The 22696-nt window shown below is 60.3% G+C and carries 19 protein-coding genes; 3 read left to right on the top strand and 16 right to left on the bottom strand.

What is annotated here, in order from left to right:
* Window positions 1-55 precede the first annotated feature (55 nt).
* Entirely contained in the window at window positions 56-970 is a 915-nt protein-coding gene (locus ABYA88_RS10070) for an alpha/beta fold hydrolase (protein ID WP_373187058.1), read from the top strand.
* Here the strand turns inward: ABYA88_RS10070 and ABYA88_RS10065 are convergent.
* The 5 genes from ABYA88_RS10065 to ectA form a co-directional block, all read right to left on the bottom strand.
* The gene (locus tag ABYA88_RS10065; protein WP_373187054.1) at window positions 933-2507 is read right to left on the bottom strand and encodes a cation:proton antiporter; all 1575 of its coding nucleotides are present in this window, start codon (window positions 2505-2507) and stop codon (window positions 933-935) included. The two genes, ABYA88_RS10070 and ABYA88_RS10065, sit on opposite strands and share 38 nt — an antisense overlap.
* Window positions 2508-2649: 142 nt before the next feature.
* On the bottom strand, window positions 2650-4080 hold the full coding sequence (locus ABYA88_RS10060) for an aspartate kinase (protein ID WP_373187053.1): 1431 nt from the start codon (window positions 4078-4080) through the stop codon (window positions 2650-2652).
* 138 nt (window positions 4081-4218) lie between these two features.
* Window positions 4219-4617 (bottom strand): ectoine synthase, encoded by a 399-nt coding sequence (locus ABYA88_RS10055; protein ID WP_373187052.1) that lies wholly within the window; start codon window positions 4615-4617, stop codon window positions 4219-4221.
* Between the two features lie 12 nt (window positions 4618-4629).
* A complete protein-coding gene (gene ectB, locus ABYA88_RS10050; RefSeq protein ID WP_373187050.1) occupies window positions 4630-5916 on the bottom strand; it encodes a diaminobutyrate--2-oxoglutarate transaminase in 1287 nt (428 codons plus the stop codon).
* Window positions 5917-5938: 22 nt separating this feature from the next.
* Window positions 5939-6445 (bottom strand): diaminobutyrate acetyltransferase, encoded by a 507-nt coding sequence (gene ectA / locus ABYA88_RS10045; RefSeq protein ID WP_373187049.1) that lies wholly within the window; start codon window positions 6443-6445, stop codon window positions 5939-5941.
* A 299-nt stretch (window positions 6446-6744) separates the two neighbouring features.
* On the opposite strand from ectA, the gene ABYA88_RS10040 reads away from it, so the two are divergent.
* Window positions 6745-8361: a diguanylate cyclase domain-containing protein gene (locus ABYA88_RS10040; protein ID WP_373187048.1), complete on the top strand. Its 1617-nt coding sequence runs from the start codon at window positions 6745-6747 to the stop codon at window positions 8359-8361.
* A 37-nt stretch (window positions 8362-8398) separates the two neighbouring features.
* Here ABYA88_RS10040 and ABYA88_RS10035 read toward each other — a convergent pair whose 3' ends face one another.
* Window positions 8399-9169, bottom strand: a complete 771-nt coding sequence (locus ABYA88_RS10035) for an SDR family oxidoreductase (RefSeq protein ID WP_373187047.1) — start codon at window positions 9167-9169, stop codon at window positions 8399-8401.
* 223 nt (window positions 9170-9392) lie between these two features.
* Between ABYA88_RS10035 and speA the strand changes: the two genes are divergently transcribed.
* On the top strand, window positions 9393-11309 hold the full coding sequence (gene speA, locus ABYA88_RS10030; RefSeq protein ID WP_373187056.1) for an arginine decarboxylase: 1917 nt from the start codon (window positions 9393-9395) through the stop codon (window positions 11307-11309).
* Window positions 11310-11368: 59 nt separating this feature from the next.
* Here the strand turns inward: speA and ABYA88_RS10025 are convergent, their stop codons facing one another.
* The 10 genes from ABYA88_RS10025 to ABYA88_RS09980 all read right to left on the bottom strand — a co-directional run.
* A complete protein-coding gene (locus ABYA88_RS10025; protein ID WP_373187046.1) occupies window positions 11369-14041 on the bottom strand; it encodes a S8 family peptidase in 2673 nt (890 codons plus the stop codon).
* Between the two features lie 113 nt (window positions 14042-14154).
* Window positions 14155-14835 (bottom strand): SDR family oxidoreductase, encoded by a 681-nt coding sequence (locus ABYA88_RS10020; protein WP_373187045.1) that lies wholly within the window; start codon window positions 14833-14835, stop codon window positions 14155-14157.
* Between the two features lie 19 nt (window positions 14836-14854).
* Window positions 14855-15841, bottom strand: a complete 987-nt coding sequence (locus tag ABYA88_RS10015) for an alpha/beta fold hydrolase (RefSeq protein WP_373187043.1) — start codon at window positions 15839-15841, stop codon at window positions 14855-14857.
* Window positions 15842-16018: 177 nt separating this feature from the next.
* Complete coding sequence (locus tag ABYA88_RS10010; protein WP_373187041.1) at window positions 16019-16633, bottom strand: BLUF domain-containing protein; 615 nt, start codon at window positions 16631-16633, stop codon at window positions 16019-16021.
* A gap of 145 nt (window positions 16634-16778) precedes the next feature.
* Entirely contained in the window at window positions 16779-17225 is a 447-nt protein-coding gene (locus ABYA88_RS10005; RefSeq protein WP_373187039.1) for a hypothetical protein, read from the bottom strand.
* A 35-nt stretch (window positions 17226-17260) separates the two neighbouring features.
* Window positions 17261-18652, bottom strand: coding sequence for an efflux transporter outer membrane subunit (locus tag ABYA88_RS10000; protein ID WP_373187037.1), 1392 nt, complete (start codon window positions 18650-18652; stop codon window positions 17261-17263).
* The gene (locus ABYA88_RS09995; protein WP_373187035.1) at window positions 18642-20612 is read right to left on the bottom strand and encodes a MacB family efflux pump subunit; all 1971 of its coding nucleotides are present in this window, start codon (window positions 20610-20612) and stop codon (window positions 18642-18644) included. The genes ABYA88_RS10000 and ABYA88_RS09995 overlap by 11 nt, the downstream gene beginning before the upstream one ends.
* Before the next feature lie 2 nt (window positions 20613-20614).
* A complete protein-coding gene (locus tag ABYA88_RS09990) occupies window positions 20615-20995 on the bottom strand; it encodes a hypothetical protein (protein ID WP_373187034.1) in 381 nt (126 codons plus the stop codon).
* A 12-nt stretch (window positions 20996-21007) separates the two neighbouring features.
* Window positions 21008-21823 (bottom strand): efflux RND transporter periplasmic adaptor subunit, encoded by an 816-nt coding sequence (locus tag ABYA88_RS09985; protein ID WP_373187032.1) that lies wholly within the window; start codon window positions 21821-21823, stop codon window positions 21008-21010.
* A gap of 92 nt (window positions 21824-21915) precedes the next feature.
* The coding region (locus ABYA88_RS09980; RefSeq protein ID WP_373187030.1) for a substrate-binding periplasmic protein at window positions 21916-22696 on the bottom strand (781 nt) is incomplete at its 5' end.

The raw sequence follows: 22696 nt of genomic DNA, 5'->3' as shown, positions 1-22696 counted from the left end.
GACAGCGAAGCCGGCTCTCACTACACTGGCTGCTTTATTTTCAGAGCCAGTCACCATGCAGTTGATACCCTGGGCCCACCCCAACAGTGCCGGATTCGTTACACGCGGTTGGTTTACGCCACCAAGCGGCAAACCTTTGCTGCATTTTCTGCATGGCAACGGTTTTTGTACCCGCAGCTACGAGCCGATGCTTCGGCATCTCGCGGTCGATTTCGATCTCTGGCTATGTGACCTGCAGGGTCATGGTGAGAGTGATCACGGCGGCCGCTTCCTGGGCTGGAACCGCAACGCCGAGCTGGCCCTGGAGGCCTTCCAGGCCGGCCGCGAGCAATTTGGTGACGTGCCCCTGTATGCCTGTGGGCACAGCTTCGGCGGAGTGCTCACCAGCCTGCTCCTGGCGAGCCATCCTGCTGTGTTCCAGCGTGCGGTGCTACTGGACCCGGTGTTGTTTCCGTTGACGCTGATCGGTCTGCGTAACAGCCTGAGTCTGCTGGGCATGCGCCGCAATCCGATGGCCGACAGCGCTCGCGCGCGCCGCCATCACTGGCCGGATCGCGACACGGCGTACGGCGCGCTGCATGGCCGCGGTATCTTTCGCGGCTGGGAAGACGAGGCGTTCCGGGCCCACATCGATCATGCGCTAAAGGATCACGACGATCTCGGCGTTGAACTGAAATGCCGGCCGAGCCGGGAGGCGGAAGTGTTCGAGAGCATGCCCAGGCGTCTCTGGCCGGCGCTGAAGCGGATCCGTAGCGGCACATTACTGTTGCACGGCGAGAAGACCTACCCGTTTGTTTTGCAGTCGGCCCGCAGGCTGGCTGCCAGCAATCCGAACGTGGTAACCCGGGCGATGCCGGGCGGGCACTGTTTTATGCAGGAGCATTCTGCCGCGGCTGCGCGGCAGGTGGGTGATTTTCTGCTTCAGCGTCAGGTCAGCTGTGCAGGTGATCCGGTGCTGGCTGACGGCTGACGATAGCACGGTTAACCTGTTCGGCCAGGCCGTTGCCTGCCTCGCTCATGGTCAGATAGGCCAGGTCAGCCCCTGCTTCGATTAGCCGCTCGGCAAGGTCCTCGTACATGGCATGGGAGACAATCAGGCCCTGAAAGCCCCGCTCTCGAAGCTTCTGTGCGGCGATCGTCTTGGCTTCTGGATCGTTCATCGCCAGCACCACTGAATGCACATGCGGCATTTCCAGGCTCTGCCAGAACACCTGATCCTCGGCGTCGGCGAACAATGCACGCCGGCCAGCTCTGATGCTTGTCTCGATCGCCGCCGGGTCCGAGTCCAGACCGACCACCCGAAAACCCTTGCCCGCCAGATTGTCGTATGCCGCTCGACCGATCCGCCCCTGGCCCATGACCAGAATTTCCGCGTCACCTAATGAGAGTGGCTGCTCATCGGGGTGGCGGATGTCCCGTTCGAAAGGAATCAGGCGGTTAGCCAGGCGTTCGTAAAGCGGATGCGCCAGACGGTTGATGGGGGCTGACAGAATGAACGAGAGTGAGACGGTAATAGCCAGCGGAATCAGCCACTGCGGCAACACCACGCTGGCGACGATCAGGCCGAACTCGCTGTAGTTGGTCAGACTCACGCTGCTGAGAAAGGCGCTGCGCGCGCGCAGCTTGAACAGCAGGAACAGAAAGAAGAACAGGACACCCTTGAGCGGCAGGGCGACGGCCATTACCAGCGCAAAAATGAGAGCGTCGCCGTCTGGCAGGCCACCGATCCCGATCTGCAGGAAAAAACCGACCAGAAAGACTTCTTTCAGGCTCCACAGGGATTGCGATAGCTCACCGGCACGTTTGTGGTTGGCCAGCATCGCGCCGAAGGCCAGCGCGCCCAACTCCGAGCTCAGACCGACCGATTCAAAGCCGACACCGCCAATCACCAGGGCCAGGAACAGGCCCAGCAGAACCAGCAACTCCTCGTGGCCGCACATGTCGAGCAGGCGATAGAGCAGGGGCTTGAGCAAGGGGATGGCAAATACTAGCAGCGCCCAGGCGGAGGGCGAGGTACCGCTGGCAATACTGATGACCAGCAGCGCGATCAGATCCTGCATGATCAGCACGCCAATGGCTACCCGACCGTGGAAGGCGCGTAGCTCGCGTTTGCCCTCCAGCACCTTGGCCGCCAATACGGTACTGGAAAATGACAGCGCGATTGCCAGCAGGATCGATTCGCGCAAACTGATATCCAGCAACACCAGGATGCCTGGCAGGAAAAGCGCGGTGGAGAGTATGAAATGCAGCAGGCTGCCGCCGATAACTTCAGGACGGATCAGGTTCCTGAGCTTGAGTTTCAGGCCGACAGTGAAGAGCAGCAGCAGCACGCCCAGGTGGGCAATGTGGGCCAGGATATAACTGTCCTGGGGACCGACACCGAACATGTCGCCAAAACCTGCCAGCGCAAAGCCTGCGGCCAGGTAGCCAATCAGGGGTGGCAGGCCGATCTGCCGCATGATCAGACCAAGGATGAAGGCAAACGCGATCCAGACAGCTTCGATCAAAATGAGATTCCCATTGTTATATCTTGTTACCGGCTATTCTAGGTGCGGGGGTCATGCAGGGGCTACCAATCGAGCATAAAAAAAGCTGCAAGTGTTACTTGCAGCTTTTTTGATCAGTCCGGAATCATTCTGCGCCACAGTGTCACGCGACAGCTATGACATCTCCGTGGTTTTCCGGTTCGATCAGGGCCCGGTGCAATGCAGCGACTGCAGCATCATAGTCTTCATCGTTGATGATGCACTGCATTTCCACCTGGCGAATCGACTGGTGAATCGCCTGGATGCTGATGTCTGCCTTGGCCAATGCGGCAACCGTCTTGGCCAGGATACCCTTGACCTTGAGGTCGGAACCGATTGCCGAGACGATGGCGATGTTGTGCACGCGCACCTCGGCCATCGGATACTTTTCCTCGATCAACCGTGATGCTCGGTTGATCATCTTCCGTGAACCGGAGGCGTAGTAGGTGATGCTGTTGGCGTCGGAGTCCTTGTTTACCACATAGATGCGCAATTGCTTGAGCAGCTTGGTGATTTCAATATCGTAACCGACGTCGCCGAGCATCTCCTGATCGAACACTTCCAGACCAAATACGTCCTTGCGGCCGGCAATGATCTCCACACAGGGCTTCTCACTGCAATAGTCCTGGCTGATCAGTGTACCGTCATGCTCCGGCTCGAAGGCATTCTTGATGCGCAGCTGAATGCCGGCGCGACGCAAGGTGCGCGCCGCCTTGGGATGGATGGCTTCCATACCTAGGTTGGACAACTGGTCGGCCACGTCATAGTTGGTCCGTCCGATGGTCACCACGTTGTCCAGACCGACCAGATTCGGATCGGCGCTGGAAAGGTGGTATTCCTTGTGAATCACCGCTTCACGGGCGCTGGTGGTAGCTGCGATCTGCGCGAAGGTGATTTCACTGTAGCCTCGGTCGAAAGTATTCATCTGGCCTTCGCTGCAGTGGGTGTAACCCGTTGCAACGACCAGTTCCTTGCTCAGATCGATACCGGCAAAGCTGTCCTTGATCATGTCCAGGAATGGCTTGGGTTCAGTCTGGTTCCAGCCGGTCAGGTCAACCAGGCGGGCGTTGACGCCATGCTTTTTCAATGCCAGCACGGTATTGAAGGCGCTGTGGGCTTCGCCCAGCGACGCGAGCATCTCGCGTACCTTCATCAGGTGCTCGGTGAGCTGGAAGTGACCATAGGTACACAGCTGCTGCAGGCTGAGCATACAATCGCGGACATCGCCGATCCTGCCTTCGATAAAGCGGTCGGCTGCCTGGCGCTCGTATTCGCCGCTGAACAGCTCTGCGTTCTTGGTCTTCATGCTGACCAGTACTGCATCGAGCGCGTCCAGCCATGCATCTTCGTTCTGCGCGTCGGCAAATCGTTCATAGACGCCCGGCTCGCCGGACTTCTTGTGTTCCAGCAGCAGGTTGGTCATACCGCCATAGGCGGAAACCACAAATACACGGTTGTATAATTCGCCTTTCTTGCGATTACCAATGAATAGGGTGTCGATTACTTCATCGAAGCGGCTCATCGAAGTGCCGCCGATTTTTTCTACTGTATGCATAATTCTCATTTTGTCGTTGGTGAATGTTGCTCGTATCCCGCGGGGAATACGGGTGACTTCTTACCAACGGCTTATGCCGCTGTTGCCGACAGAGTTGCTTCATAACTCTTGGCAGGCAGCCCTGCCGGCAGCGGGCAATCAGCCAGTAACGCTTTCGTCGACCGGGTAGACGCCGTTCTCGTCGTGCACTTCCTTGCCGCTCAGTGGCGGGTTGAAGACACAGGCCATTTTCATGTCGGTCTTGCCGCCACGCAACCAGTGCTCGTCGTGCTTGTCAAGAATATACAGCGTGCCTGGCTCGATCTTGTAAACCTTGCCATCGGAAATGGTTTCAATCTCGCCATCACCGCTCATGCAGTACACCGACTCCAGGTGGTTCTTGTACCATATATGCGTGGTAGTACCGGCATAAATGGTAGTGATGTGAAACGAGAAGCCCATCTTGTCGTCTTTCAACAACATGCGGGTGCTTTCCCAGTTTTCCGACTTGACCCTGCGTTCAGATGCTTCGCAATCTTTCAGTGTGCGTACGATCATGATTCTTTCTCCTTAAGAGGCCTGCTCGGCGGTGTCTTCCTGCATAACTTTGGCGAATGCCGCATCAAGAATTGTCATGGCCTTATCAATCTGCTCTTCGGTAATAACCAGCGGTGCGAGGCATTTGACTACCTGGCTATGGTTACCACTCGTTTCGATAACCAGACCATGCTCGAAGGATTCGCGACAAATGGCTGATGCGATATCGCCATTTGGACAACTGATACCGACCATCATTCCCCGACCTTTGACGAAAAGGGAGTTTGGGCCGTGCTTGCTGACAATTTTCTGCATGCGGTCTTTGACCATCTTGCCCTTGGCCTGGACACTCTTGGCGAACTCGTCGGTGGTCCAGAAATGCTCCATTGCAGCCGCAGCAGTAACGAAGGCCAGATTGTTACCTCTGAAGGTACCGTTGTGCTCACCGGGTTCCCACTGGTCGAGGGCGCGGCGCATGACCACGACCGCGAAGGGCAGGCCGTAGCCGCTCAGCGACTTGGACAGTGTAATGATGTCCGGCTGGATTCCCATGCCTTCGAAGCTGAAGAAGGTACCGGTACGACCACAGCCTGCCTGAATATCATCGGCAATCAGCAGCATTTCGTGCTTCTTGCACAGCTTCTGCAGCTTGCGCATCCACTCGGCTGAAGCGGTGTTCAGACCGCCTTCGCCCTGGACTACTTCAACGATTACCGCGGCTGGCTTGTCGATGCCGCTGCTCGGATCGCTGAGCAGCTTGTCCATCATCGAAATGGTGTTGACGCCTTCACCGAAGTAGTTGGCATAGGGCATGCGGCTGACATCGGTCAGCGGGACCCCTGCAGCACCGCGGTGATGCTGGTTGCCGGTGACCGCAAGGGCGCCGACGGTTACGCCGTGGAAACCATTGGTAAAGCTGATCACGTTGTTGCGCCCGGTCACCTTGCGCGCCAGTTTCAGGGCGGCTTCTACCGAGTTGGTGCCGGTAGGGCCACTGAACTGGGTGACGTAGTCGCCATAACCGCGCGGCTCGAGGATGATCCGGTGGAAGGCTTCAAGGAAGTTTTCCTTGGCGCCGGAGTACATGTCCAGCCCGTGAGTGATGCCATCATCGGCAATATAGTCGATCAAGGCCTTTTTCAGGACCGGGTGATTGTGGCCATAGTTCAGCGTGCCGGCTCCGGCCAGGAAGTCGATGTAATGCTTGCCTTCGCTGGTGATCAGTTCTGCACCGCGTGCCTGCTTGAACAGGACCGGGAAGGAACGGCAGTAGCTGCGGATGCCGGATTCATGTTTTTCGAATTGTTCGAAGGTGCTCATGGTTTCTCCTGATTTCAATTTCTTAGGCAGTCTTTATTGCAAAAGGTCCTGCGCGGTAGAGGATTTCATCGTCATGCTGACCGTTAAAGTGCTCGGCGCTGGAAAAAAGAACACTGGTTTCATATTCGACACCGAGTTCACGGAAGGCCTTTTTGAACAGCGCCTCGGAACCTTCGTTGCCCGGTGAGATGGTGGTTTCCAGGTGGGTAACACCTTCGGCTGCGACGCGCTTGACCAGCGTCATCAGCATTTTCAGTGCCAGGCCCTGGCCACGCATACGGCTGTCTACTGCGACCTGCCAGACAAACAGCGTATTGGAGCGTGTCGGCGGTCTAAAGCCCGAAATAAACCCGACCAGGTCGCCGTCATGGGTCAGTGCGGCGATGGCGGTATCGCGAAAGTCGCTGCACTGGAGCAGGTTGCAGTAGACCGAGTTGGTGTCCAGCGGCTCGCAACGTGCTACCAGTTGATTCAGGGCGAAACCATCAGTGGCCTCTGGCTTTCGTAGTGTTACGGGTGTCTGAGTCATGTTGTTCCGATATTTACGTGTAAATGCTTTATACATAATAAACATATCTGGAAAATTATCTCAACCCGCTGTTAAAGGCGCGTACAGGCCAGATTGCTTGCTCATCAAATATTTATAGCTGTTAAATAGATTCGTCACATTCCTTCGCTTTCGAAGGTAATACGGGGGCTGCAATGGTATCGCGCAAGTGGTGGCAGAGACGAAATGGGACCGGGGCAAGCCAGTCGCTAAGGTCGCATCAGCGACCACGGGGCGGGTATAATTCGTAGAAAAATCCAATAGATTCAAGGAATGCAGCAATGGGTTCGAGCTCCAGCCTTCGAACGCGCCTCGCCCTTCTGATCGCCCTTATCGTGGTGCTGCTCAGTTGGCTGTTGGGCGCCTTTATCTATGGTCAGCTATCTGAACGGCTCCGTCAGGAAGCGGGTCGTGACCTGATCGAGCTGGCGTACCAGATGGGCGATCGACTGGACCGTGATATGGCGATCCGGGCCTCGGTTTTTCGCGTATTTTCTCAGCTCGACTCCCTTCGTGAACCGGGCGCCCGGGCCGAGCAGGCGCGGATTCTGGATGAGCTTCGCGCGCGCATGCCGGCGCTGGCATGGATTGGCCTGCTCGGTGCAGACGGTGTGGTAAACGTGGGTAGCGACCGGATCCTGGAGGGCGTGAATATCGCTCACCGACCGGTCTATCTGGAAGCCCTGGATGGTCTTTTTATTGGCGACGTCCATGATGCACTGTTGCTGGAGAGCCTGCTGCCCAACCCGACTGGCGAACCCATGAAGTTTGTCGACATCAGCTGGCCGATGCGCAATGCGGACGGCCAGCTGCTTGGGGTTCTGGCCACTCATTTGTCCTGGTCCTGGGCCGAGGAAATCAGCCGTTCACTCTTGAGTGCCACGGAGCATCACAGTCAGGCAGAGTTCTTTGTGTTGGCCACAGATGGCACGGTGCTGCTCGGGCCGGACCACTGGATCGGTCAGCAGGCCGAGACTTTTCTTCCGCTCACGCAGGAAAAGGGCGGAGGTGGCTGGAGCGTAATTGATTGGCCGGGGGAGGGTGAATATCTCACGGGCCTGGCTTTTGCGGATGGCCATGGCGATTACCCTGGCCTCGGCTGGAGCGTAGTCGCGCGCAAGCCTCTGGCCATAGCGGATCAGCCGGCAGATGAAATGCAGCGCTTCATCGTGATTGCGGGAGCGTTTCTCGCGTTGCTGTTTGCCGTGGCAGGCTGGCTGCTCAGTGGCTATCTGACGGCTCCGCTCAAGCGGATTGCCCGCGCGGCTGACCGCTTGAGTGCCGGCGAGGATGCGCAGATTCCGGTGCTCAGGGGCGTCCGCGAAATCGAACTTCTCAGTGCATCCATTCGACGCCTGGTCGAGACCCTGGGGCATCAGGAGACTCGTCTGGATGAAATGTCGGAAATGGCGCTGACCGACAGTCTGACCGGTCTGGCCAATCGTGCTGCGTTTGAGCGTTTCCTGCATCGGCATGATCCAGCCCGCCCGCTGGCCTTGCTGTTTCTTGATCTGGACGGCTTCAAACAGGTGAACGACGAGATGGGCCACGCTGCCGGTGACGAGCTGCTGATGGTAATCGCCCAGCGTCTGCAATCAAAGGTCCGGGAAGATGACCTGCTGGTCCGGTTGGGCGGTGACGAGTTCGTTATCGTACTGTCGCCCGGAACAGGCGACGTGCAGCGAATTGCCCGTCAGTTGGCCGCGCGCACGCTCAGGGCGGTCAGCGTGCCGGTAAAGCTGGATGCCGGACAGGCGCAAGTTGACTGCAGTATCGGCGGCGCCTTCTGGCCGGAGGATGGGGCTACCACTGCCGAGGTACTGGAGTGCGCCGATCGGGCGCTTTACAGGGCCAAGGCGCGCGGCAGGAACAATGCGGTGTTCAGCTCCGACCTATGATTGCAGCGGTGCTTGTGGCAGCCGCTGCAGTGATCCTCTACAGCGTGAAGCCGCCATCGATCGGGATGATGTTGCCGGTCATGTAGGCACCGGCAGTGCTGGCCAGCATGATGGCCAACGCAGCCATCTCATCTTCACGGCCCCAGCGCTTCATCGGAATGAACTTGCAGTCCTCAGCCAGTGCCTCGGGATCGGCCTGGATATGGCTGGTCATCTTGCTCGGGAAGCGTCCCGGAGCGATGACGTTGACATTGATGTGCTCGCCGACCAGTTCCTTGGCCAGCATGCGTGATAGCTGATGCACCGCCGCTTTGCTCGGCCCATAGGAGTAAGCCTGTTCACCGAAGGCGCTGATACCGGCGACCGAGCCAATGTTGATTACCCGTGCCGGGCTGGTTTCGGAGCCGGCCTTGCGCAGTAGAGGCAGCAACTGCTGGATGCAGCTGAATACCGAGGTCACGTTCAACTGCATGACTTTTTCCCAGCCCTTGACCGGAAAGTCCTCCAGTGGCGCGCCCCAGCTGGTGCCTGCGTTATTGACCAGGATGTCCAGCTGCTCGCAGTGCGGCTGCAGATCGCTATGCAGTTGGCGGGCCCCTTCCTCGGAGGACAAGTCGGCGCTGATCGCCAGGCACTCGCCGTACTGGCTCAATTCCTGGGCCGTGGCTTCGCATTCATCCTTCTTGCGGCTGCAGATAATCACGCGGGCTCCGGCTTCCAGAAACCCCTTGGCAATCATCTTCCCGATGCCGCGACTGCCGCCGGTGACCAGTGCGGTGCGTCCGGCAAGACTGAAATACTGCTGCATGATAATGCTCCTCGATCGTCTGACCCTGTGGCCTTTTTGGGTGATACGCACATTAGCGGTTGATCAGTATTCCGGCCAGAGGGCGCGGGGCTTCATCCAGATGGGAAATAGGTGGTTATCCAGCGGTGCGGGCGGGCGAGGCCAGCGGTTTTGCTTTATCCTGTAGCCTGTTTTCAAGATTTCAGGGCGCTCGAATCGCCCTATTCAGGAGGTGGAACAGATGGTGTCACAGCGACGTTCGCGCAAGGAAGACGCATCAGACTGGACGGTTGCAGACAGCCGTAGCGTTTTCGGGATCCGTCACTGGGGTGCCGGCTATTTCAATATCAATGAACAGGGCCATGTAGATGTGATGCCGCGCGGCGCCGATGGCCGCGCTATCGACCTGCATGAGCTGGTCGCACAACTGCGAGACAGCGGGCTGGACCTGCCCCTGCTGGTGCGCTTTCCGGACATTCTGCAGGACCGTGTGCGGCAGCTGACAGGCGCCTTCGATCACAGTATTGCCGAGCTGGACTATGCTAGCGGCTACACTGCGCTCTACCCGATCAAGGTCAACCAGCAGGAAGCGGTGGTCGAGAATATCATTGCCACCGAGAACGTTTCTATCGGGCTCGAAGCCGGCTCCAAACCGGAGCTGATGGCCGTGCTGGCCCTGGCACCCAAGGGTGGCACCATTGTCTGCAACGGTTACAAGGACCGCGAATTCATCAATCTGGCGCTGATCGGTCAGAAGCTCGGACACAACGTATTCATCGTGATCGAGAAGGAGTCGGAGGTCAGCCTGGTAATCGAAGAGGCCGAGAAGCTGGGAGTGACCCCGCAGGTAGGTCTGCGCGTGCGCTTGTCTTCGCTGGCCTCGAGCAAATGGGCGGATACCGGCGGCGAGAAATCCAAGTTCGGTCTCTCGGCCGCGCAGCTGCTGCGCGTGGTCGAGCAATTTCGCAATGCCGGCCTGCAAGACGGCGTACGCCTGCTGCATTTCCACATGGGCTCGCAGATTGCCAACCTGGCGGATTATCAGCACGGATTCCGCGAGGCCATTCGTTATTTCGGCGAACTGCGCGCACTCGGTCTGCCGGTAGACCATATCGATGTCGGTGGCGGACTGGGCGTGGATTACGACGGCACGCATTCGCGCAACGCCAGCTCGATCAACTATGACGTGGGTGAGTACGCGCACACCATCGTCAGCATGCTCAGGGATTTCTGTGAGGAGCAGGACCTGCCCCACCCGCACATTTTTTCTGAAAGTGGGCGGGCGATGACCGCACACCACGCGGTCCTGGTGGTGCAGGTAACCGATGTCGAGCGACACAACGATACCGTGCCGCCGATTGAGGATCCCGAGAGCCTGCCCCAGGTAGTACGCAACCTGATTGGCCTGCTTGATCACAACGATATAGAGATGGTCACCGAGACCTACTGGCGCGCGACCCACTACATGAGCGATGTGGCCGCGCAGTATGCCGAAGGCAAACTCAATCTGGCGCAGAAGGCGCTGGCCGAGCAGTGCTATTTTGCCCTGTGCTCACGCTTGCACACGCTGCTCAAGGCGCGTCAGCGCTCGCATCGCCAGGTGCTCGACGAGCTGAACGACAAGATGGCCGACAAGTACATCTGCAATTTTTCGGTGTTCCAGAGCCTGCCCGATACCTGGGCAATCGACCAGGTACTGCCCATCATGCCGATCAATCGCCTGGGTGAAGAACCCATGCGTCGCGCGGTATTGCAGGATCTGACCTGCGACTCCGATGGCAAGATTCGCCACTATGTGGATGAACAAAGCATCGAGAACAGTCTGCCGGTGCACGAGTTGCGCGAGGGTGAGGATTACCTGCTGGGCATCTTCATGGTCGGCGCTTATCAGGAAATCCTGGGCGACATGCACAACCTGTTCGGCGATACCGATTCGGTCAACGTCTACCTGCGCAGTGATGGCAAGGTGGTCCACGGCGGCATCGAGACGCATGACACCATCGAGGACATGCTGCGTTATGTACATTTCGAGCCCGATGAGCTGGTCACCCGATATCGCGACAAGGTGGCCGGTGCCAAGCTTACTTCAGCCGAACGTGCGCGCTTCGTCGATGCACTGCGTCTGGGGCTGACCCGGTCTTCCTACCTGAGCGCCGAGTGACGGCTTACGCCGTCTGAGACTGGCAGGCCTCCGGCCTGCCAGTCATTCAGCAGTATTGCTCAGAAGCGTTGTTGCCACTGGCCCATCAACACCTGCATGGATTCCGCACCGGCCTGATGACCGGGCTCGTTGATGCCCAGCCAGGACAGTTTGATGTCCCGGTTGCCGGTCAGGCGCTTGCGCCAGAACGCTTCCAGATTCACCTGGCGTCCGTCGGGCGCCAGATTCAGCGAGACTGACTGCATGTCGAACAGATTGTCGGCGTAACCGGTTGCCACGTTGATCCGCGCGTTAGCAGATTCGACCCGCAGCGGTTGCTGCAGCATCAGTCCCCAGTCCTGGTTGCCGCTGCTGTAGCCGCCGGACAACAGCCAGCTGCTGCTGACAACATTGTCCAGCTCGCTGAACAGGCCGCCGCCATCCACCTGCGTCTTGCCGATGTAGGCCGCATGCCCGAACGCCAGGGCACCCAACGTCAGTTGACCTCTGATGCCGGTATACAGGGTCCGGCTCGCACTCGACAGGTCGAAGGCACCGCGGCCGCGGCTGCCGAACAGTCCGTCCCGGCCTTGCAGGTAACCTGCCTCGATAGTTGCAGAGTATGGCCCGGTACCTGCTCTCAGGCCGACCGATAGACCGTGTCGCAAGGCACTGGCCGCGCTGGTGACCTCAACAACGCCAACCTTCCCCAGTGGTATCCGTTGACGCATTGCCAGCGCCTGTACGTTTTGCTGCTGAAGCCAGAAGGGCGATGCCAGGCTGGCGTCGAGCTGGCTAAGTCCGGCCCAGGACTGGGCGCCGTCGAGCATATCCATATCCGCCACCTGGCCGATGGACAGTGACTGTCCGCTACCCTGACTCAAGGTCATGACCAGACTGTCATCAAAACCTTCCCCGGAAAATCGGTCAAGGTGCTGGTGGCCGCGGGTTTCGCTAGTCTGGCTGCGGCTCAGCTGCGCGAAGCCCTGGGCGCTGTCATAGCGAAAGTCACGCGGCGTGAGTAGTTGCCCCAGGTCGATGGCAAAGCCGGCGCTCAGCTGGTCTGTGGTCATTACCTGGATGCCGGCGAGTGGATTGGCTGTGCCAAAGGGTTCACCCAGCACCAGCGCAGAATCCGCTACCGGCAGCGGCGTGCCGCTTGTGCTGACCACTGTCAGCGTGCCCACCGGCCGCGTCGCCAGCTCCAGATCGAGCAGGCCCTGGCCGTAGAGACTGGTATCGGCGTAACGGCCTTCCTTGTTAGCGGTATACAGCAGGCGTTGCGCGACCTGGTCACTGGACAGTGTGGGGAAGGCCTGGCTGACTACCGCCAGCGCACCGGTCACTGCAGGCGTCGCCATGGAGGTGCCGGAAAACCGGCCATAGCGGTTATCACCAAGAGCGATGCTGGAGACAATGTCGGTACCCGGCGCGACCAGACACCAGTCGGCGGCATCGCCGCAGGCGTTGGAGAATGAGGAGAGCACGCCGGTGTCCGAATCCACGCTGGCGACCGCGAGCCAGTGGTTTTTCAGTTCGGGATACAGCGCCGGCAACGCGGCGAAGACCAGCGGCTGGTCGAGGGATCCGTTACCGGTCGCCCAGACGTAAACGCGCTGGTCGGCTACCCCGGTGCGCCATTCGGCGAGCAGGGCGGGGAATGCACTGTCGATAGCGGCACGACCGGTTTGCGCTACAGTCGCGTCGATTGCCCAGCTGTTATTGAACCAGCGGGCACCGTTGCTGCGGGCCCAGGCAAAGCCGTTGGCGAGCTGCTGGTCGGAGGCAGTGATCTCATCATTATCGTTGGTGAAGCGCACATTCAACAGTTGCGAGCCGTAGGCATAACCCACTGTCCCCGTGTTATTGCGCTTTGCGGCAAGAATGCCCGCAACATGGGTGCCATGATCTCCGCTGTCGCTGCTGGCCTCCGCGGTTGTTTCATTGGTCAGCACATTGAAATGTCCGGCGATCTGACCGGCCAGCTCGATATGCGTGCTGCGCACGCCGCTGTCGATAATCGCGATGCGGCTACCCTGACCGGTAAAGCCGCGATCATGGGCGACGTGACCGTATGTCAGGTTATAACCATTGGTCAGCGCATGCTCATCGGACAACGGCAGCAGCTTGTCGGCCGGATCCTCGGGGCCTGGTTCGGGTCCGTAGTCCGGTGTTGGATCCGGGTCGGTGGGAGTCGGGGCAGGATCATCTCCCGGCGGGAGGGGGCCGCCTGGGGGCATCGGCAGGCCGGGATCCTTGTCAATTATCGGATCATCTGCCGGCGCACTGCTCCCGCCACCACCGCCGCCGCCACCACCACCGCCAGCTGCGGCGGCGATCCCGACCACGGCGGCACCGCCGAGTAGCCAGCCAGTACTTATGCCGCTTTTGTCGGCTACCGCGGTTGCAGTAGGGGTGTTGCCGTAGCGAGCCTGCAGCATCTGCTCAAGCAAAGCTGATTGCCCGGTGCTGACCATGCCCAGGGTTTCCACATAGGCCGAAAGACCGGATTCGCGACTGCGGTTGATCAAGGGCTCGGCCGCACTGCGCAGGGCACGATCCGATTGTGTTGCTGCATTGAGCAGGTTCTGCAGCTCGGCCTCACTGATCCGGTTCTGGTAACCAGGATAGTTGCCCGCCGCCGCGATGGCTTCGGCAAGCGGCGGGCCCGATTGCTGGGCCACTACATGGGGAGAACAGGCCAGGGCCAGTGCGGAAGTCAGACAGGCCAGACGCACCGAGATAGACGGCATGATGGATTCTCTTGTTGGTTTTATCTTTCAAAACCATAGCAGAATCACATTACAAATTGCCTCTGTTGCCGTCCGAATTTTGATCAAGATGTGAACAGCGTCTGAGCATTCAGTCAGTCAGCCCACCCACCACACACCGGAAATACCTGGCCGACGAAACAATTCGCCGCATCGCTGCACAGGTAGGCCGCGAACATGGCATCCTCCTCCGCCGAGACCAGGCGGCCGAGGGGCACCTCGCGTTTCACACGCTCCTGGAAAGCGGGATTTTGCTGGATTTCCGCTGGGAAGTAGGTCGGATTGTCGACGAAGTTCTGCGCGATCGCATTGACCTGGATGTTGTGCTTCGCCACTTCGACGCCTACGGCCCGTATATAGGCCAGCTGCGCACCCCGTGCAGCGCTGTAGCTGGAGGCGCGCTTCATCCCACGCAGTGCCGAGGCGCTACCCATTAGCAGAATCTTGCCACGCTGGCGCTCGATCATGCCCGGTAGCACGGAACGGACCAGGCGCTGCAAGGGATCGACCATGTGATCAAACATCTGCCGCCATTCGACATCATCAGCCTTGTCTGCGGCAGTGGAAGGCGCCGGTACGCCGAGATTGATCACCAGTACATCCAGCTCGCCGCTTTGCTCGATCAGCTCTCTGGCGGCATCAGGTTCCACCAGTGTGGCAGCGCTACTGAGTACCTCGGCGCCACTATGCTTGAGAGTGTCCTCGAGAACCGGACCCATGAAGACATCCGCCTGGGTCAGCAAGATACGTTTGCCGGCAAGATCGGGATAGGCCATTTTTGCTGCTCCTATGATTTCAGTTCTGCCTGGCTGTGGTTGCCTGATAGTTGCGATGCAGGAATGCCAGCAGCAGGTCGTTGACCTGTTGTGGTTTCTCGCCCTGAATCCAGTGACCACAATCGGCCAGTACGTGCTGTTCAACCAGGGGTACCACCGAGGGCATTTTCTTGATGGTATACGCCTCCAGTTCGCCGACCGGATCGCGGTCCCCAATCAGAAACAGGGCCGGTTGGGTTACCTGCTGGCCGCTCAGGCCGGCGGTGCGCTCCCAGTTGCGCTCGAAGTTGCGATACCAGTTGACCGGGCCATGGAAGCCGCTGTTCTCGAAGGTCTGCACGTAAACCTCGAAGGCATCCGGTGGGCACCAGGCAGGGGGCACTCCGGGATCGATACGGTCATCCAGCCAGCGGGCGTCGGCGGGTTTGTCCTGTACCAGCGTACTTCCGCCCGCGGTTCCGGACATCCCGTGCATCATGACGCGCATGGTGCGTGGGATGTCCTCGGCCATTTCCGCCTCGGCCAGACCGGGTTTCTGGAAGTACAGCATGTAATGGAAGCGGTCCTGGTAGAGCTCGCGCATCACCTCTATTGCCGGCCTCTTGGGGCGGCCGCCGAACGGAACCGACATGCCGCATACTACCGCGAGCCGCTCCGGCTCGAGCAGGGCCAGGTGCCAGGCCACCGGCGCTCCCCAGTCGTGTCCGATCATCGCAACCTGCGTATGCCCCAAGTGATCCATGGCGGCCTGTATATCGCCACAGAGGGTGATCAGGTCGTAGGCAGCGGGGTCGGCAGGGGCGCTGGTGACGCCGTAACCGCGCATCTCCGGAATATGCACGCGGTAGCCGGCAGCAGACAGCGCATCGATCTGGTGACGCCAGGAGTACCAGCACTCGGGAAAGCCATGCAACAGCCAGACCGGACGGCCCTCTGGCGGGCCGGCGGTATAGAGGCTCAGGCGGATGCCATTGACGTCGAGCATCTGGTGTTGGGTTTGTGACATGTAATCTCCGGGCTGGCTGGGGCGAAGCCTGATGTTATCGCAAACAATCAGCTGGGGCGCCGCTGCATTCATTGCCCGAAGAGCCTGACATGCATGCCAGCTATGCCGTCAGCTCGGCACGGACAACCAGCCGCTGGTGGTCGGCAATGGGCGATCAGGCGACCTGATGCAGGGGCTTCAGAGCAGGTCCAGGGCAACTGTCAGCGCGATCAGGCTGATTACCAGTGCCACGGTACTGATTGCCAGGCTCAGTTTGGCGGAGCCATCAGGTGCCGCTTGCTGAGTTTCCGCCAGGGGGGCGGATGCGGCCAGAACCGTGCGGGCTGGCGCCGAGGCGCGGGCTTCTACCACCGGAATGGTGGGGTCGGGCACGCCCTGAAGCAGCTGCATGACGCGTTCGACCAGATGGTGGTCGAAGCGGTAGGGGTCGAAGGTTTCGAAGCCGTGCTCTTCCAGCAATCTGAGCATGTGGCCGTCGACCGGGACGTATTTCATCGACCAGTCAGGGAACGAGAGTCGTTTGATCGGCTCGCTGGCAAGTACTTTCAGATCCTTGTGGCGCGGATCCTTGAGCAGGGTCTTGTACAACGCCTGCACCTTGGAGGTTTCACCTTCGAGACACTGGAAGAAGCAGCCGTCTCCGTAATAGAGCATACCGACCAGGCCATTTTTGCGGTTGTTGGTGCGCGAAGTCGACAGGATCCGTGCGACCGTCGGCTCGATTCCGTCGTTGGCGGCGGATATCGGAAAGGTAGCGCGGCTTATATAGACAATGCGGATCAGATCGGTCATTCAGACACCCGGAGAAAGTGCGATTTATTCAGTGCAGGATAGGCTGTAACAGGGTTGAAAAGTCGTTGGTTATATTTCAAGAAACGTCCATGTGATTACGCGATGGCAGATTGCGCGACAAAGGCGCTCCTGGTGGTCAGCGGTTTCAGCCATTGCGCACGGCAAAGTGAAACTGGCCACCCTCAGCTTCTAGTGGCTGCAGTCTGGCCTGGCACAGGCGCAGCTCGGCCAGCAGACCGGGGATTTCAGCCTGGGTAACGATATCACTGATGCCGCGCTCCAGGTGTTGCGCGCTGGCCTCGATACTGGCCATTCCAATGGCTGCAGGATGCCAGGCAAGATCCTCTATCGCCAGCACCATCCCGGTTTCCGGATCGGTCTCCGGTGCCTGAAGAGCATCGCGGGCCAGCAGCCTTGCGGCGTCGTCGAGCTCCAGCAGGCTGATGTCGACGAACTCGCTGAAGCGGCTCACGCCGAGGCTGCGGCAGAGCTCATCAAGCGCCGGCAGATGCCTGAGCATGTGCACCAGGTTGTGCGGGTCCTGTTCGAACTCACGGCCATGCAGGGTGGTCAGCTGCAGTCTGTCGGGCATGGGGCTTCCTTGACGGGGACTCGGTATCCTCCAGCTTACCGCAGCTGGTCAGCCCCATAAACAACCGTTGGAGCTTGCCAGCCGCCACCCAGCGCGCGGAAGAGGTCAACGCTGGCTAGCAGCCAGATCGCGCGCTGCTGGGTCAGCGTGTCCTGGCTCTGATACCAGGTACGCTGGGTGTCCAGCAGTGATTGCAGGTCGATGGAGCCGGCGCGGTAGCGAATTTCCGCCAGATCGAATGCTTGTTTCGCCTCCACTGTAGCCAGCTCGAGAAATTGATAGCGCTCGCGCGCCTGGCGCACAGCCCCCAGGGCGGTATCGGTTTCGCCCAGTGCGCTGAGCAGGGTACGTCGATACTCCACCAGCAGCTCTTGCTGGCGGGCCCGGGACCCATCGACCTGGGCTCTCAGGCCGCCGCCATCAAAAAGCGATTGGGTCAGGCCGGCGGCCAATGCCCAGGCGGTCACGGGGTTGCTGAGCAGCGTGCCGAGGGCGGCGCTCTGCGCGCCCAGTTGACCGGTCAGGGCTATGGTGGGAAACAGCGCAGCGCGGGCGGCGGTAAGGTCGGCGTTGGCGGCGAGCAGTCTTGCCTCGCTGGCACGAATATCCGGCCGACGATTGAGCAGTTCGGCTGGCAGGCCCGCTCCGACCAGAGGCACATTCACGTCAGCCAGCGGGGTGGCGGCAGGCAAGCTGACCTCCGGCGTCTGACCGAGCAATAACGCCAGGCTATTGCGCAGTTGCAACGCCTGCTGCTCAAGGTTCGGCAGGCTCGCACGCAGTTGTGCAACCAGCGTGCGTTGCTGGCTGACCGCAAGGCTGTCATCAGCGCCGAACCGGTAACGTGTCTCGACCAGGCTCAATACCCGCTCAGCGTTCGCCAGACTGTCACGGGCCAGGGTCAGGCGTCGCTGGTTTTCCAGTATTTGCAGCCAGTTGCTCACCACACTGGCCTGGATGCTCAGAGCCAGCGTCTGCGCGTCGTACTCGCTGGCCAACAAGGTCGCGCGGGCCGAATCGGTTACGGCCTGGTTGCGGCCCCAGAAGTTCAACTCATAGCGAGTGCTCAGCGCTGCGCCGTAGGAGGTCGAGCTGGTATTGTCGTTTCCGCTACGTCCGGCGTCGACACTGCCACTCACCTGGGGCAGTACCGAAGCACGGGCCTGGCGCAACTGCGCTTCAGCCTGGCGCAGCCGGCTGGCCGCCGTCGCCAGATCCAGGTTGCCGGCTTCGGCCCGCGCCAGCAGCATCTCCAGTTCCGGCGTCTGATACTGCTGCCACCAGTCACGTTCGGGCCATTGTGAGCCTGCGGGGGTCATGCTCCACTGCGCTGGTGCTACTACGGCACTCCCGGGCACGGGTGTACTGAGACTGCACGCGGTCAGGAGCAATGTGGGCAGCAGAAGGAGATATCGTCTAGTCAGCACTGAGGGCCACCACGGGGTCTAGATTGGCCGCCTTGTGGGCGGGCATGTATCCAAAAATCAGGCCGGTAGCGAACGCGCAGCCAAAGGCCAGCAGGACCGGGCCGGCGGTGAATTCGATGGCGGTGCCCAGCGCCTGCAGCCCGGCCGCGAAGGCCAGGCCGAAGGCGACGCCAAGCAGGCCTCCGATGGCCGACACCACCAGCGCCTCGACAATGAACTGCTGGAGGATATGTCGCGTACGCGCGCCGGTGGCTACGCGGATGCCGATTTCTCGGGTACGTTCGGTGACATTGACCAGCATGATATTCATTACGCCGATGCCGCCAACCAGCAGGGAAATCGCAGCGATCGAACCCAGCAGCACGGTGAAAGTGTTCTGGGTCTCGGCGACATCCTCCAGCAGCGAGGCCATGTTGCGGATCTGGAAATCCTCGACTCCGCCGTGGGCCTGGAGCAATGTTTGCCTCAGGCTTTCCTGGGTCAGTTCGGACTGGGTCAGGTCGTCGATCATCACCGTCATCGAATTCAGGTGGCGCTGGCCGATCAGCCGCAGGCTGCCGGTATTCAGTGGCACGAATATCACATCGTCCTGATCAGTACCCCAGGGCGTTGCGCCCTTGGCCTCCATCACGCCGATCACCTGAAAGGGCACGTTGTTGACCAGTACATATTCCCCTAATGGGTCGGCACCGGTGCCAAAGAGATTGTCTGCCACGGTACTGCCCAGCACGGTAACGGCCGAATAGCGGCGGTTGTCCTCCTCGTCGAGGAACACACCGCTGGCCACGGGCCAGTCCCGCGCCAGCGGCAGCGCCGGGCTGGTGGCAGTGATCTGCGTCTGATAATCGGTATTGCCGGCGCGCAGGGTGGCCCTGCCGCTCATCTCGGGCACGACCGCAACCACGTTATCCAGTTCGCCTGCGAGCTCGGCATCCACCGGCATCAGGGTGTTGGTCGAGCCATCCTGCGATCTGCGCGTGTTCGATGCGCCGGGCCGCACCAGCAGCAGATTGGTGCCCAGTGAGCTGATCCGCTCGATGACTTCCTGCCGTGCACCGTTGTCCACCGCCAGCATCACCACCACCGAAGCCACGCCGATAACGATGCCCAGCAGTGTCAGTACCGTGCGGAACACATTTGCCCGCAGCGCACGCAGGGCCATACGCACGGCTTCGCCGGCATCGGCCAGACTCGAGGCGAGCGAATTCTCGCCCGGCTGTGCTTCAGAAGATGCGTCGGAATCGATAGTGCGAGCTGGCGTGGACGTTTCTGCCGGAGCTCCGTTGTCGCGTACGACTCGACCGTCACGCATCTCGATCAGCCGCTGCGCGTGGCTGGCAACCTCGGCATCGTGGGTAATGATAATGACCGTCTTGCCTTGCTGGTTCAGCTGCGCCAGCAGGGCGAGCACATCCTTGCCGCTCTGGCTGTCCAGCGCTCCGGTTGGCTCGTCGGCGTGTATGATCTGCGCATCGTTCATCAGTGCACGGGCGATGGATACGCGCTGTTGCTGGCCGCCTGAAAGCTGGCTGGGTTTGTTGCGCAGACGCTCTCCCAGCCCCAGGCCGGTAAGCAGCGATTCCGCGCGCCCGCGACGTTCGGCGCGCTGCAGGCCGGCATAGATGGCCGGCACCTCGACATTCTCGGTGGCGCTGGCCGAAGCAATCAGGTGATAACTCTGGAAGATGAAGCCGAAGGTTTCGTGGCGCAGCCGGGCCAGATCGTCGCGCGCGAGACTCGCAACATCCTGGCCGCGCAGCAGATGGCGGCCGGTGGTCGGACGATCAAGACAGCCGAGCAGATGCATCAGTGTCGACTTCCCCGACCCCGATGCGCCCATGATGGCGACAAACTCGCCGGGGTTGATCTGCAGATTCAGATCATGCAGGACCGTGGTCGAGATCCCGCCATTGCGGTAGGTCCGGCTGATGCCCTGCAGATGAATGAGAGAGTCTGGCATCCTTACCTGAACCGTCCGGGTATGCGGCCGGAAGTGCCATCGGCGCCCGGGGTGAATCCGCCGGTGATTACCTGTTCACCCTCATCCAGACCTTCCAGTACCTCGACCAGTATTCGATTGCGCGTACCGACGCGGACTATTCGCGGCTCGGCTTCGCCCCGCGCATTGAGCACCTGTACCTGGTAACGCGCTCCGGGCTTTGAGGCTTTGGTCGACCTGCCGTCGTCGCCGCTTGCTCCCGGGCGGTCAGGGCCGAGTGATGCCACTGGAATGCTCAGCACGTTGTCGGCGGATTCGCGGACGAAGAACACCTGGGCGCTCATCTGCGGCAGCAGTTCGCCATCGCTGTTGCTGACATCGAAGAGGGCATTGAACAACACCACGTTGTTGATTACCTAAGGGGTGGGCAGAATTTGCCGCAGCGTGCCCTCCCAGCGCCGGTCGGGCCGGCCAAGGGTGGAAAAATACGCCGGCATGCCAACTTCCAGGCGGCTGATGTCCGCTTCCGACACCTGGGTGCGCACGGTCATCGTCGACAGATCGGCGACCTGCACCACGACGGGCGCTGTCTGATTGGCATTGAGGGTCTGGCCCTGGTTGGCCAGCTGCTGCACCACGGTGCCGGTCATGGGGGCATGGATGCGGGTGTAATCCAGATCGGCCTGATCGCCGCGCAGCGTGGATTCGGTCTGACGGATCTGCGCCTTGATCGCCGCGATCTGCGCCTTTGCCGAGCGCAGGGTGGCCTCGGCGCTTTCCACCGATTCCTGGCTGGTCGCATCCAGCGCAATCAGATTCTGCTGGCGCTCGGCCTGCAATCTGGCAAGAGTGTGCTGTGCTTCGCGGTCGGCAAGCTGCGCCTGCAGATTCTCAAGCTGGGCTGTACTTGCCTCTACTCTGGCCAGATACAAGGTCGGGTCGATTTCGGCCAGTAGCTGGCCTTCCTCGACGCGGTCGCCCAGTTCCACATGCAGGCGCATCAGTTGGCCGGACACCTGGGTGCCGACATCCACATAGTCCAGCGGGCCCAGGGTGCCGAGCGCGGTGATGTTGTCCTCGATATCGTTGCGCTGGACCTCGGCAGTCAGATAGTCGGGCGGGCGGTTTTGTGGCTCCAGCCAGAGGAACCAGGCCAGCACGGTGGCAAGAAGCAGTCCGCCTGCCAGCGTCAGAAACAGCGCGAAGGAAAATCGAGTCTTGCCAGCCTGCATGAATCTGCCCTGGGTGGAGTGTCTGCGGCAAGTCTACCGTCGCTAGCGTCAGCACGGGCCGGAGAAAGGTAAAGACTCTGTAAAGAGGCGTATCAGTCGCCCGGGCCCAGGCTGCGGCGGTAATCCGGGTGCTTCTGGAATAATTGGCCGCGCGCGCCGCTGCGGGTCAGTTGCTGCAATCCGGAATTGAAGCTGTCGATCAGCTGGCGCGCCTGCGGATGGTCCCTGGGTATGATCAGATGCAGGGTGACGTCATCCACCGGTTCCGGTAGCTGGCGCACATTGCGCGGCATCTGCCTTGATGGCGCTGCCTGCCAGGCCATCTCGTCAGGATTGCTGATCAGCACATCAACCCGGCCGAGCTGGAGCATCGCATGACATTGTTGCATGCTGCGTGGCCGGGCAAAATTCAGGTGGTCACTCTCCCGCCGGACCCAGCCACTGACCTCGTATCCTGAGGGCACGCAGAATGTTGCGTCTTCGAGTTCTGCCTGGCTGCCGGTCTGCCACGCGCTGTCGTGGCGAACGTACAGCCGCAGATTCAGCTGGTACAGGGGATCGGAATATAAAAAGCTGGCGGCACGTCGTGGCGTGCCAAGGTAGGGATACGTCGCGTCATACTCCAGCCTCAGGCTTTCCTCGTAACCGCGTGTCCAGGGTTTGAAGTCTACGCTGGTCGCTATACCACTGGCGCTGAAGGCCTGCTGTACCAGTTCGGTGAGCACGCCTCCCCGGGTCAGGTCGGTACCGGAAAAGGGCGGGTAGTCGTTCCCGCTGACCAGGCTTAGCGTTTCTGCCGCAGCCGGTGACAGCACAAGGCTGGTCAGCGACATCAGGATAAGGCTTTGTACGGTTTTGCAGTGGTTCACGGTT

Source organism: Halopseudomonas sp., from assembly GCF_041579695.1.
Lineage (GTDB): Bacteria > Pseudomonadota > Gammaproteobacteria > Pseudomonadales > Pseudomonadaceae > Halopseudomonas.
The sequence above is the reverse complement of the archived record's forward strand: the minus strand, read 5'-3'. Positions and strand labels throughout refer to the sequence as shown.

Excerpts from the sequence above, each read along its gene's own strand:
- ABYA88_RS10040 (WP_373187048.1), top strand. The coding sequence starts at position 6,745 with ATGGGTTCGAGCTCCAGCCTTCGAACGCGCCTCGCCCTTCTGATCGCC.
- ABYA88_RS10035 (WP_373187047.1), bottom strand. The coding sequence starts at position 9,169 with ATGCAGCAGTATTTCAGTCTTGCCGGACGCACCGCACTGGTCACCGGC.
- ABYA88_RS09995 (WP_373187035.1), bottom strand. The coding sequence starts at position 20,612 with ATGCCAGACTCTCTCATTCATCTGCAGGGCATCAGCCGGACCTACCGC.
- ectA (WP_373187049.1), bottom strand. The coding sequence starts at position 6,445 with ATGACTCAGACACCCGTAACACTACGAAAGCCAGAGGCCACTGATGGT.
- ectB (WP_373187050.1), bottom strand. The coding sequence starts at position 5,916 with ATGAGCACCTTCGAACAATTCGAAAAACATGAATCCGGCATCCGCAGC.
- ABYA88_RS10025 (WP_373187046.1), bottom strand. The coding sequence starts at position 14,041 with ATGCCGTCTATCTCGGTGCGTCTGGCCTGTCTGACTTCCGCACTGGCC.
- ABYA88_RS10015 (WP_373187043.1), bottom strand. The coding sequence starts at position 15,841 with ATGTCACAAACCCAACACCAGATGCTCGACGTCAATGGCATCCGCCTG.
- ABYA88_RS09985 (WP_373187032.1), bottom strand. The coding sequence starts at position 21,823 with ATGCAGGCTGGCAAGACTCGATTTTCCTTCGCGCTGTTTCTGACGCTG.
- ABYA88_RS10010 (WP_373187041.1), bottom strand. The coding sequence starts at position 16,633 with ATGACCGATCTGATCCGCATTGTCTATATAAGCCGCGCTACCTTTCCG.
- ABYA88_RS10070 (WP_373187058.1), top strand. The coding sequence starts at position 56 with ATGCAGTTGATACCCTGGGCCCACCCCAACAGTGCCGGATTCGTTACA.
- ABYA88_RS10060 (WP_373187053.1), bottom strand. The coding sequence starts at position 4,080 with ATGCATACAGTAGAAAAAATCGGCGGCACTTCGATGAGCCGCTTCGAT.
- ABYA88_RS10055 (WP_373187052.1), bottom strand. The coding sequence starts at position 4,617 with ATGATCGTACGCACACTGAAAGATTGCGAAGCATCTGAACGCAGGGTC.
- ABYA88_RS10005 (WP_373187039.1), bottom strand. The coding sequence starts at position 17,225 with ATGCCCGACAGACTGCAGCTGACCACCCTGCATGGCCGTGAGTTCGAA.
- ABYA88_RS10020 (WP_373187045.1), bottom strand. The coding sequence starts at position 14,835 with ATGGCCTATCCCGATCTTGCCGGCAAACGTATCTTGCTGACCCAGGCG.